The organism is Corynebacterium auris (genome assembly GCF_030408575.1).
Classification (GTDB): Bacteria; Actinomycetota; Actinomycetes; order Mycobacteriales; family Mycobacteriaceae; genus Corynebacterium; species Corynebacterium auris.
Genome location: NZ_CP047047.1, coordinates 1 through 11,868 on the forward strand (window position 1 = coordinate 1; position 11,868 = coordinate 11,868).

The 11,868-nt window shown below is 67.5% G+C and carries 10 protein-coding genes; 9 read left to right on the forward strand and 1 reads right to left on the reverse strand.

The features are described 5' to 3' along the window. From dnaA to gyrB, 5 genes are all read left to right on the forward strand, one after another. On the forward strand, positions 1 to 1,545 hold the full coding sequence (gene dnaA / locus CAURIS_RS00005; RefSeq protein WP_019193582.1) for a chromosomal replication initiator protein DnaA: 1,545 nt from the start codon (positions 1 to 3) through the stop codon (positions 1,543 to 1,545). A gap of 562 nt (positions 1,546 to 2,107) precedes the next feature. Continuing rightward, on the forward strand, positions 2,108 to 3,295 hold the full coding sequence (gene dnaN / locus CAURIS_RS00010) for a DNA polymerase III subunit beta (RefSeq protein ID WP_290342198.1): 1,188 nt from the start codon (positions 2,108 to 2,110) through the stop codon (positions 3,293 to 3,295). A 3-nt stretch (positions 3,296 to 3,298) separates the two neighbouring features. After that, positions 3,299 to 4,471 (forward strand): DNA replication/repair protein RecF, encoded by a 1,173-nt coding sequence (gene recF, locus CAURIS_RS00015; protein WP_290342199.1) that lies wholly within the window; start codon positions 3,299 to 3,301, stop codon positions 4,469 to 4,471. Next, positions 4,464 to 5,057: a DciA family protein gene (locus CAURIS_RS00020; RefSeq protein WP_290342200.1), complete on the forward strand. Its 594-nt coding sequence runs from the start codon at positions 4,464 to 4,466 to the stop codon at positions 5,055 to 5,057. The genes recF and CAURIS_RS00020 overlap by 8 nt, the downstream gene beginning before the upstream one ends. Before the next feature lie 84 nt (positions 5,058 to 5,141). Then, positions 5,142 to 7,190, forward strand: a complete 2,049-nt coding sequence (gene gyrB / locus CAURIS_RS00025) for a DNA topoisomerase (ATP-hydrolyzing) subunit B (protein ID WP_290342202.1) — start codon at positions 5,142 to 5,144, stop codon at positions 7,188 to 7,190. Here gyrB and CAURIS_RS00030 read toward each other — a convergent pair. Continuing rightward, the gene (locus tag CAURIS_RS00030) at positions 7,187 to 8,407 is read right to left on the reverse strand and encodes a MarR family transcriptional regulator (RefSeq protein WP_290342203.1); all 1,221 of its coding nucleotides are present in this window, start codon (positions 8,405 to 8,407) and stop codon (positions 7,187 to 7,189) included. The two genes, gyrB and CAURIS_RS00030, sit on opposite strands and share 4 nt — an antisense overlap. A 226-nt stretch (positions 8,408 to 8,633) precedes the next feature. Between CAURIS_RS00030 and CAURIS_RS00035 the strand changes: the two genes are divergently transcribed. The 4 genes from CAURIS_RS00035 to CAURIS_RS00050 are packed head-to-tail and all read left to right on the forward strand — an operon-like array spanning position 8,634 to position 11,847. Then, on the forward strand, positions 8,634 to 9,158 hold the full coding sequence (locus CAURIS_RS00035; RefSeq protein WP_290342204.1) for a flavin reductase family protein: 525 nt from the start codon (positions 8,634 to 8,636) through the stop codon (positions 9,156 to 9,158). Positions 9,159 to 9,213: 55 nt separating this feature from the next. Further along, positions 9,214 to 10,029 (forward strand): ABC transporter permease, encoded by an 816-nt coding sequence (locus tag CAURIS_RS00040; protein ID WP_290342205.1) that lies wholly within the window; start codon positions 9,214 to 9,216, stop codon positions 10,027 to 10,029. 7 nt (positions 10,030 to 10,036) lie between these two features. Beyond that, positions 10,037 to 11,077: a taurine ABC transporter substrate-binding protein gene (locus CAURIS_RS00045; RefSeq protein WP_290342206.1), complete on the forward strand. Its 1,041-nt coding sequence runs from the start codon at positions 10,037 to 10,039 to the stop codon at positions 11,075 to 11,077. Beyond that, on the forward strand, positions 11,074 to 11,847 hold the full coding sequence (locus CAURIS_RS00050) for an ABC transporter ATP-binding protein (protein WP_290342207.1): 774 nt from the start codon (positions 11,074 to 11,076) through the stop codon (positions 11,845 to 11,847). The genes CAURIS_RS00045 and CAURIS_RS00050 overlap by 4 nt, the downstream gene beginning before the upstream one ends. Positions 11,848 to 11,868: the final 21 nt, after the last annotated feature.

Genomic DNA, 11,868 nt, shown 5'->3' on the forward strand with positions numbered 1-11,868 from the left:
GTGGCGGAACAACCCATCGAAGCGCTGTGGCGCGACATCGTCGCAGAACTGCTGACTCTGTCGGAGCGCCCGAGCTCAGCGATTCCGACCCTCACGCCACAGGAGCGCGCCTACCTCCAGCTGGTGCGCCCCGTCATGCTTGTCGACGGCTACGCCATCCTGTCCACCCCGCACGCCGCAGCCAAGTCCGTCATCGAGGACAACCTGGCCCCCCACATCGTTGCGCTGCTCACGCGCCACCTGGGCACCCCGTGCAGCCTCGCCGTCTCCGTCCACCAGCCCGCGCCGCCCGCGCCACCTGCGCCGGAACCCGAGCCCGCGGGGCAGGAGTGGTACCCGACGACGTCCGAGTCCTTTCGCACCGAGCGCCCCCACCAGCCGGGAGAGCAGATCCCCATGGGCCTCGACGAGCTCGCCCGCATGCACTCTCAGCAGCAGGCCGCCTCGCAGCCGTCGGCACCAGCCCAGCGCATTCCCCGCGAGAAGCCGGCGCACGACCCGGACCGCGAGACCTCGCTCAACCCGAAATACACCTTCGAGAACTTCGTCATCGGCTCCTCGAACCGCTTCGCCAACGGCGCCGCCGTGGCCGTGTCCGAAAACCCCGCCCGCGCCTACAACCCCCTATTCATCTGGGGCGGCTCCGGGCTGGGCAAGACCCACCTGCTGCACGCCGCCGGCAACTACGCGCACGTGCTCCAGCCGGGCTTAAGGATCAAATACGTCTCCTCCGAGGAGTTCACCAACGACTACATCAACTCCGTGCGCGACGACCGGCAGGAATCCTTCAAACGGCGCTACCGCAACCTCGACATCCTCATGGTCGACGACATCCAGTTCCTCGAGGGCAAGGAGGGCACCCAGGAAGAGTTCTTCCACACCTTTAACGCCCTCCACCAGGCCAACAAGCAGATCATCCTGTCCTCGGACCGGCCCCCGAAGCAGCTGACCACCCTGGAAGACCGGCTGCGCACCCGCTTCGAAGGCGGGCTCATCACCGACGTGCAGCCGCCCGACCTGGAAACGCGCATCGCCATCCTGATGAAGAAGGCGGCGGCCGACGGCACCCATGTCGACCACGCGGTGCTCGAGCTCATCGCCAGCCAGTTCCAGTCCTCCATCCGCGAGCTCGAGGGCGCGCTGATCAGGGTCTCCGCCTACTCCTCACTCATTGAAGAGCCCATCACGCTCGAGGTGGCCCAGGTCGCGCTGCGCGACATCCTGCCGGACGAAAACGACATCAACATCACCGCCGCCGCCATCAAGGACGCCGCCGCCGAGTACTTCGGCGTCACCCTCGAGCAGATCACCGGCGCGGGCAAGACCCGGCAGGTTGCCCACGCCCGCCAGCTGGCGATGTACCTGTGCCGCGAGCTCACCGAGCTCTCCCTACCGAGGATCGGCGACGAATTCGGCGGCAAGGACCACACGACCGTCATGTACGCCGACCGAAAGATCCGCAAGGAAATGACGGAAAACCGCGGGACCTACGACGAGATCCAAGAGCTGACCCAGATGATCAAGAACAGGGCCCGGATGCTGTAACCCGGCTTCTCTTCTCCCTCGCCGCGAGCGCTGTTTCGGCAGCGCCCGCGGTTTTTTCGTACGCGCAGAGCCTTCTCCACAGGTTTGTGCACAGCTGTGTAATTCCACCGATGTGATTCCATGATTTCACGCACACTCTGACCCAGACCACGACGCAGCGTGGGTGTGGATAACTCGCGGGTTCGTGTGAAAGCCCAGTGGACAAGCCCCCACGCGCTGTGGAAGGACGCGACGCCTGGAAAGTTATCCACATCGGCCCCGGTTTATCCACAGGTTATCCACACCGGACGGCACACCCCGTTTTTCCGGCGCGACCACACCAAACCCTGGTTCATCCACAGAATGCACAGGACTTATTGCTGTTACCGACTCCTCACTTTTGTCATTCTCCCGAGGGAAAGAGGACCTGTGAGTCACGCCGCTCGGGACATCGACAAGCAAGCGAAATCCGCGACCCCGGTAAATGACACGGGTGGGCGCTGCGCCTAAGGTGGAGTGAAATTCCGTCATTCTGTCCGCTGCTTTCGGGCGCGGGCCAACGTGCAAGGAGCCGCTCGCCGCTATGGACGACAACCGCGTGTCATTTCGCGTTCACAAGGAAGACCTCTCCGACGCCGTAGCCTGGGTCGCACGAAGCTTGCCAACGAAGAACACGCAACCGATCCTCCGCGCCGTCGTCATCACCGTCGACGACGACGGCCTGGAGTTCGCCGGTTTCGACTACGAGGTGTCCTCCCGCGTGCGCATCGGCGCCGAGGTGGGCGAGCCGGGCCGCGTCGCCGTCGCGGGCAAGCTCCTCGCGGACATCGTGGGCAACATGCCCGCCAAGCCCGTCGAGGTCTCCTCCGACGGATCGAAGCTGCTGCTCCAGGGCGGATCCGCGCGCTTCGAGCTGCCGCTCATGCCGCTTGACGACTACCCGCAGCTGCCCACCCTGCCCGAGGTGACGGGCACGCTGTCTCCCGCGGACTTCGTCGGCGCCGTCACCCAGGTCGCCTCCGCCGCCGGGCGCGACGACACCCTGCCCATGCTCACCGGCATCCACCTCGAGGTCACCGGCTCCACCATGCAGCTCACCGCCACCGACCGCTTCCGCCTGGCGCTGCGCACCATTTCGTGGGAGCCGGTCGCCGAGTCCGTCCAGGCGAAGCTGCTCGTGCCCGCGAAGACGCTGCTGGACAACGCGCGCACCCTGGACACGCACATCGACACCCCCGTCGAGATCGCCGTCGGCGACACCGAGAACATCGGCGGAGACGGGCTCTTCGGCCTGCACTCGAGCAACCGCGAAACCACGACCCGCATGCTCGACGCCGACTTCCCGAACGTCCAGCCGCTCCTGCCGAAGTCCCACACCTCCATGGCGCGCGTGGCCATCGCGCCCCTGGTCGAGGCCATCCGCCGCGTCAGCCTTGTCGCCGACCGCAACGCACAGATCCGCATGCAGTTCCGCTCGGGCGAAGTCACCCTGTTCGCCTCCGGCGCTGATTCCGGCGAGGCCACGGAAACGGTCGAGGCGGAGTTCGAGGGTGCCGAGGGCCTGCTCATCGCCTTCAACTCCGGTTACCTCAAGGACGGTCTCGCGGTCATCCCCACCGACGACGTGGTCTTCGGCTTCACCGAAGCCTCCCGCCCCGCGATCATGATCCCGGCATCCGACGAACTGCCCGCCCCCGGGGCCGACGGCACGTTTGCCACCCCGCAGACGGACTTCACCTACCTGCTCATGCCGGTGCGCCTGCCGGGTTAAACCGTGTACATCCGCGAACTCGACCTACGGGACTTTCGCTCCTGGCCGGCGCTTTCGCTCACGCTCGAACCGGGAGTCACCGTGCTTTCGGGGCGCAATGGCCACGGCAAAACAAACGTCGTCGAAGCGGCGTACTACAGCTCCGTGCTGCGCAGCCACCGCGTGCCCACCGACGCCCCGCTGATCCGGGCCGGCGCGAGCGACGCGCGCGTCTCGGTGACCACCGTCAACGAGGGACGCGAGCTGACCACCCACCTGCTCATCAGGTCCAACGGGGCGAACCAGGCGCAGATCAACCGCACCCGCTTAAAGTCCCCCCGCGAGATGCTCGGCGTGCTGCGGACGGTGCTTTTTTCCCCGGAGGACCTGCGCCTTGTGGGCGGCGAGCCGGCGGAGCGCCGCCGCTTCCTCGACGACCTCGCGGCGCTGCGCACGCCCCGCCTCGGCGGGGTGAAGGCGGATTACGACAAGATCCTGCGCCAACGCAACGCCCTTCTGCGCAGCTCGGCGCTGAACCTACGCCGCGGCTACGACGACCCCGCGGGCGCCGCCGCGCTGAGCACCCTCGATGCGTGGGATTCCCAGCTCGCGCACGCCGGCGCGCAGGTCATCGCGGGAAGGCTTTCGCTTCTCGACGCCCTCGAGGCGCCCATCACCGAGGCCTACTCCGCCGTGGCCCCGGAGTCGCGCCCCGCGGCGGCGCGCTACCGCTCCACCGTCGACGACGCCGTGCACACCCTGCTCGGGGAGGACACCCGCGACCCGGAGGTCATCGAGGCCGCCATGCTCAGCGAGCTCGGCCGCAGGCGCACGGAGGAAATCGAGCGCGGCGCCACGCTCGTGGGGCCGCACCGCGATGACCTGCTCCTGCTGCTCGGCGACCAGCCGGCGAAGGGGTACGCCAGCCACGGTGAGACCTGGTCGCTGGCGCTTTCGCTCCACCTCGCCGAGTACACCCTGCTCGCCGCCGAGGGGGCCGAACCCGTGCTCATCCTCGACGACGTCTTCGCGGAGCTCGACTCCGCCCGCCGGGAGCGGCTGGTCAACGTGGCCGCCACCGCCGAGCAGGTCCTCATCACCGCCGCCGTGGGCGACGACCTGCCGGACAACCTCCACGACGCAGTCAGCGGGCGCTTCAGCGTGCTCATGGAGGAGGGGAGGTCCCGCATTGAGTGACCTGATCAAGAACACCTTCGACACCTTGCGCTCCACCGCGCGGCGGCGGGGCGGGAAGCTACCCGACCTGAAACGCCAGGGCACGAGCGTGATCCCCCGGCGCAGCGCGCGGCGCGGGGACACAGCCCCGCAGGTGACGGTGCCCGGGCTCAACCTCGGGCACGAGGGCGCGCCGGCGTGGCGGGGACGGGGCCGACCCACCGGGCCCGACGGGCGCCCTCTCGGGCGCCGCACCACAGTGCAGGGCTTCGGGGTGCTGGTGAGCAAAGAGATCCGCGAGCGCGACTGGACCCACAACATCGCCTACGGCTGGGTCATGGGCAACTGGGAGGGGCTGGTCGGGGAGAAGATCGCCCAGCACACGAAGGTGGAGATGGTCAAAGACGGGGAGGTGTTCATCTCCTGCGACCAGACCGCGTGGGCAACCCAGCTGAAGTACATGCAGGGTACGGTCCTCGCCGAGATCGCCCGCAAGGTCGGGCCCGGCGTGGTGACGAAACTGCACGTCTACCCGCCGAAAACGAAGAGCTGGCGCTACGGCCCGCTGCACGTCAAGGGGCGTGGGCCGCGCGATACCTACGGCTAACTCGCGCGTACCGTGGGTGGGATCACACGGTGTAAGATAGGACGGGTTAAGGTCCCGATAGCGCAATAGGAGAGTCCATCAAACGTGGCTAGCAACGAACCGCACTATGACGCGTCTTCGATCACCATTCTCGAGGGACTCGAGGCCGTGCGCAAGCGCCCCGGCATGTACATCGGGTCTACCGGTACGCGCGGCCTGCACCACCTGGTCTGGGAGGTCGTAGACAACTCCGTCGACGAGGCGATGGCGGGGTATGCGGACCACGTCGACGTGACGCTGCTTGCCGACGGCGGAGTCGAGGTCGTGGACAACGGCCGCGGCATCCCCGTTGAGATGCACCCCTCCGGTGCCCCGACCGTGCAGGTGGTCATGACCCAGCTGCACGCGGGCGGCAAGTTCGACTCCGAGTCCTACGCCGTCTCCGGCGGCCTACACGGTGTGGGCATCTCCGTGGTCAACGCCCTCTCCACCCGCGTCGAGGCAGACATCAAGCGCGGCGGCAAGCACTGGTACCAGCGCTTCACCAACGCCGTCCCGGAGGAGCTGGAAGAGGGCGGCAATGCCCGCGGCACCGGAACCACCATCCGCTTCTGGCCCGACGCGGAGATCTTCGAGACCGTCGAGTTCGACTACGACACGATCGCGCGCCGCCTCCAGGAAATGGCCTTCCTGAACAAGGGCCTGACCATCACGCTGAAGGACGAGCGCGTCTCCGAGGAGGAGCTCGAGCTTGAGGCCATAGTCGAAGAGGGCGAATCCGCAGCGCTGGTGGAGGGGGATTCCTTCGACGACGCCGCGGTCTCCGACTTGGACGTCGCCCCCGCCGCGAAGAAAAAGCGCGAGAAGAAGGTCACCTACCACTACCCGAACGGGCTGATCGACTACGTCGACTACCTCAACCGCAACAAGAACGCCATCCACCCCTCCGTGATCGGCTTCGAGGCGAAGGCCAAGGAGCACGAGGCGGAAGTGGCTATGCAGTGGAACGCCGGGTTCAAGGAGTCCGTCCACACCTTCGCCAACACCATCAACACGCACGAGGGCGGCAGCCACGAAGAGGGCTTCCGCGCCGCGCTGACCACGCTGATGAACCGCTACGCCCGCGAGCACAAGCTGCTCAAAGACAAGGACGCGAACCTCACCGGCGAGGACTGCCGCGAGGGCATCTCCGCCGTCGTCTCCGTGCGCGTGACCGACCCGCAGTTCGAGGGCCAGACCAAGACGAAGCTGGGCAACACGGAGATCAAGGGCTTTGTCCAGCGCGCCGTGGGCGAGCACCTGTCCGACTGGTTCGACGCCAACCCGGCGGAAGCGAAGGCCATCATCAACAAGGCCGTCGCCTCCTCCCAGGCCCGGCAGGCCGCGCGCAAGGCGCGCGACCTCGTGCGCCGCAAGTCCGCCAACGACATGGGCGGCCTGCCTGGCAAGCTCGCCGACTGCCGCTCCAAGGACCCGAAGAATTCCGAGCTGTTCATCGTCGAGGGCGACTCCGCAGGCGGCTCCGCGAAGCAGGGCCGCGACTCCATGTACCAGGCGATCCTGCCGCTGCGCGGCAAGATCCTCAACGTGGAAAAGGCCCGCATGGACAGGGTGCTCAAAAACGCCGAGGTGCAGGCCATCATCACCGCCCTCGGCACCGGCATCCACGACGAGTTCGACCTGAACAAGCTGCGCTACCACAAGATCGTGCTCATGGCCGACGCCGACGTCGACGGCCAGCATATTGCGACATTGCTTCTGACCCTGCTGTTCCGCTTCATGCCGGAACTCATCGAAAACGGCCACGTGTACCTGGCCAACCCGCCGTTGTACAAGCTCAAGTGGGCGAAGGGCGAGCCGGGCTACGCCTTCTCCGACGCCGAGCGCGACGCGGAGCTCGCGGCTGGTCTCGAGGCCGGGCGTAAGATCAACACCGACGACGGCATTCAGCGCTACAAGGGCCTCGGCGAGATGAACGCCGGCGAGCTGTGGGAGACCACGCTGGACCCGGAGCACCGGATTCTGCGCCGCGTCGACCTCGAGGACGCGCAGCGCGCCGACGAGCTGTTTTCCGTCCTCATGGGCGACGACGTTGCGGCCAGGCGCTCCTTCATCACCCGCAAGGCCAAGGACGTGCGCTTCCTCGACGTCTAGTTGTCCTGTCCGGTGAGCGGGCGCTGCCAGGGTGCGTTGAGCGCGATCATCTTCGCCGCCTCCAGGATGACGTCCGTGCCCGCCGGGTAGGCCTTTAAAGCGTAGTCGTTGCCGAGAGCCGACATCACGTGCCCCGCGATGCGGCGGGTGCGCAGCGGGTCCGCCGAGAAGGTCTCGCCCGCGAGGACGACTGCGGCGGGGTCGACCACCTGCACCGCGACGTCGACGACGCCGCCGAGGATGTTCGCCCTGTGGTCGAGGAGGGAGGCCAGTTGGGCGTCGAAACGCGCTGCTTGGACTAGCTCTGGCAGGGTTCGAGCCTGAAACCCGCGGTCGGCCGCGCAGGCCAAGAGGGCCGACACGCTCAGTGGATCCGTGCCATGCGGGGTGGAGGCCCCGGCAAGGGGGGAGTCGTGGAGGAACCTGGAGAGCAACGGGTTTTTGTGCCTGAGCCGCGGCCGGTGAATGCCGCCGTGGACGATCCACGCGTAGCTCACCACCTCGCGCGCATAGACGTACAGCGCGGAGCGAGTGTGAGCGCCGCCGTCGTGTGTGCGCAGGTCCATGTAGGCCAGCTCGGCGGCGGCCATCGCGGATACGCCCGTGCATACCTCGACCTCCACGTCGGGTGCGAAGTTCGAGTTCGCCGCGACCCGGCCGAGCGCCTCGTGGGTCAGGGCAAGGGCGGGCACGCGGTCCCAGCCGTACGTCGGGCTGGTGATGGTGCCGTCATCGCTGATGTCCGCGGAGAAGGCGACGCCCGCGTGGCGCACGGGGTGGGCGGACCGCTCGGCGAGGTGCGCCATGCGCCAGGCCAGCGTTTCGAGGGCGTCCGCGGGGCGCGCCGAGCTGACATCGAGGGCGATGCGGTCCTGGGCGAGGACCTGCCCCTGCAGGTCGGTGAGCGCGAGGTGGGTTTCGCGCTTGCCCACGTGGGCGCCCACCGCGATGAGGTCGGCGCCGTCGACGTAGAGCCCGGCGCTCGGGCGCCCCGGGCCGATGTCCTGCGGTTCTCCGAGGCGCACCAGGCCGGCCTTTTCCAGCCGGGTGATCAGCCGCGACGTAGTGGCCTGCGTCAGGCCGAGGTCTTCCTGCAGTTCGCGGCGGGTAATCCCCGGGTGGACGCGCACCTGCTGGAGGCAGCGCCCGGCGGTATCCGACGGCAGGTGGAAGTGAACCGGCCGGGGTGTCGCCTGTGTGATCGGGGGTACAGCCATAGGTCGATGATACGGCATAAAGACTAAGCGGTCTATCCGGGGGCCGGGGTGACCGCAGGGCAGTCATGGCCTTTGACCATAGTTTTATCCACGGTGAGTGGAACCCTGGGGTGAAAATAGACCGTGTGGTTTACTCGCCCTCATGCCACTCAAGGGAGGCGAAGCCGCCAGTGGCCAGAACGATTGGATGCTTATGCCGCGGAGAAAACCCACAGAAGGAGATGCAATGACGACCAGCACGCCGGCCCTGACCCGAACCGCAGTCAACCTCACGGACACCCGCGCGCTGCGCACCGCCCTCGCGCTCGCGCCGACCCCGTTGACCACCGCGGGAGCGATTGTCGACGGCTCCCCGGCCGGCATGATCATCGGCAGCTTCGTCGGCCACAGCCTCGAGCCCGCCCTGGTGAGCGTGAGCATTCAAAAGACCTCCACGACGTGGCCGCGCCTGCGGCGGGCTCCGCTCATCGGGCTGAGCATCCTCTCGGAGGCCAACCGGGACGCTGTGGCGAACTTCTCCCGCCCCTCCGCGGAGCGCTTCGACGGCCTCGAGTACGAGACGGACGGCAGCGCTATCCTCCTGCCCGGCGCCGCGTTCAACGCCACCGCAAGGCTCGTCGAGGAGATCGAGGTGGGCGACCACATCCTCGCCATCGCGCAGATCGAACGCGCGCACATCACCGCCACCGAGGACGGAGAAGGGCACCGGCCGCTCGTCTTCCACCGCTCCGCGGTCACCACCACCATCTAACCCCGCCGGCCCCGCACGCGGGCCGCGCTACCTGAGTACCTACCGAGGAGAACGAATGCTGGCGGACAACCGGTGGCGTCTGCGCGGCGTGCAACTATCCGTGCTCGTCGCGCTCATCGCCATTTGGTGGGCTATCACCCACTTTTCACAGATCAGCCCGGTGATCCTGCCGTCCCCGGTGGACGTGGCCAGGCAGCTGGTGGAGACGAACCTCTGCCAGGAACACGGCGAGGGCAGCGCCCGCCGCACCTGTGGCGTTCAGGGCTACTTCCTGTGGCAGCACCTGCTGGCCACCGTGCAACGCGTCGCAGTCGGCTTCGGCGCGGGCATCATCTTCGGCGTCGTGCTCGGCTGGCTGTTGGCGTCGAACCGCGTCGTACGAGCGATCATCGAGCCCTACGTCAGCTTCATGCGGGCGCTGCCCCCGCTGGGCTACATCGGCCTGCTCATCGTCTGGTTCGGCATCGGCGACACCTCGAAGGTCATCCTTCTGTTTTTGGCCACCTTCCCCGCTGTCACCGTCGCCACCACCTCGGGTGTCATCGGGGTGCGCCACGACTGGGTGCGCGCTGCGCAGTCGATGGGAGCGAACCGCGCCCAGGTGCTCCAGCGCGTGACCATCCCTGGGGCGCTGCCCGAGATCCTCAGTGGCATGCGCCTGGCCAACGGCATGGCGTGGTCGGCGATCATCGCCGCGGAGCTCAACGACGGGATCCCCGGGATCGGTGCGCTGGCCTTCATCTCCGGAACCCAGCTGAATACCTCTCTGACCATTGCCTCCATCATCGTTATCGGCGTGGTGGCCGTGGGAATGGATCAGCTTTTCCTCTACGCCGAACGGCGCTGGGCCCCCTGGCGCGGAAAGGGATAAGCCTTCGATGACATCCAAGATTTCGGCCGCCGTGCTCCTTGTGGCCGCGGCGCAGGTTTTGTGCGGGTGCGTGGGCACCCCGGCGAGCGAATACGAGCAGCGCGTCAACGCCGAGTGCCCCGTCGAGCCCTCTGCCGCAGAGGGGGAGATCCGGCTTGGCTACCAGGTGATCCTGGGCACCGAGCTCTACGTCCGTGACCGCGGCCTGGCGGAGGCGTGCATGCCCAACGCGGACCTGCGCTGGATCCGTTTCCCCACCGGCCAGGACGTGGTGAAGGGCCTCGCGTCCGACTCCATTGACGTCGGTTTCCTGGGCTCAACCCCTTCGGCCAAAGCCCTCAGCGAGCCGCTGAACCTCGACGTTGTCATCCCGCGCGTGAGCGCCGTCATCGGCGACACCGAGGCGCTCGTGGCCAAGGACGACTCGATCACGAGCATCACCGACCTGCGCGGCGCGAGGATCGCGGTGCCCTTCTCCTCAACGGCACACTACAGCCTCCTCAACGCCCTGCGCACGGCCGGACTGGACCCCACCCACGACGTGGAGCTGGTCAACCTCTCCCCGGATGCGCTGCCCGCGGCGTGGCAGTCCGACGACATCGACGCGGCCTACGTGTGGGACCCAGTCCTGGCCTACCTCGCGGACTCGGGGCACATCGTGCTCACCAGCACGGACGTCGCTGAAGCCGGGGCGCCGACGTACAACTTCACGCTGGCTGCGCGCAGTTGGACCGACGACAACCCCGAGCTGTTGGCAACCTGGCTCGACCTGCAGGACTGGGCGGCGCGGGTGAGGCAAGACGAGCCAGAGGAGTTCGCCCAGGGCAATGCCAACGAGGCGCAGCTTAGCGTCGAGGAGATCCTGTACCAGCTCGACGGCCTGCACATCGTGGGCGACGAGGAGCAGCGCGAGCAGCTCGCGGGCGTGCCCGAGGCGCTGGAGAGGACGTCCGCCTTCCTCGCCGGCGAGGGCGAGGTTGCCGCGCCACTGTCCAGCGAACAGGCGCGCGACGCGGTGGTGTTCACGGAGGAAGGAAACGCACAATGATCACGCTTGACAACATCTCCCACGTCTACACCACCGAGGACGGCGAGGAGGTGCCCAGCCTGCAGCGCTTCAGCCTCGACATCGCGGCCGGCGAGCGCGTCTGCGTCGTCGGGCCCTCCGGCTGCGGCAAGTCGACGCTGCTGCGCCTGATCGCGGGTTTCCTGCTGCCGAGCACCGGAACCATCTCGGTGGCGGGCAAGCAGGTAAAGGGCCCAGGCAACCACTGTGGGGTGGTGTTCCAGCAGCCGACGTTGTTCCCGTGGCTGCGGGTGAAGGACAACATCCGCTTCGGGGCGTCACTTAGCGGCGACGCCGAGCAGGAGAAGGCCGCCGACCGGCTCACTGAAGTCGTCGGGCTCACCGAGGCGCGGGAGCGGTTCCCCCACGAGCTGTCCGGCGGGATGCAGCAGCGGGCCCAGATCGCCCGCGTGCTGGCGCAATCACCCCGCGTGGTCCTCATGGACGAGCCTTTCGGGGCGCTGGACCCCTTCACCCGCGAACAGCTGCAAGCCGACCTGCTGGACATCTGGGCGGCGGGTCAGCCGAGCATCGTGTTTGTCACCCACTCGGTGGACGAGGCGCTGCTGCTCGGCCAGCGTGTGGTGGTGATGGCCGCGAAGCCTGGGCGCATCGTGGGCGTGTACGACGTGCCTGACTTCTACGCCGAGGAGCGCGACCTCGGCGCTGTGAGCGATCTGCCGGAGTTCCGCGCGCTGCGGCGCGAGGTGAAGGAAGCGATCAGCTCGGCCGCTGCTACGTCTTTTGTTTGAGAGCGGGATCACATTCCGCTG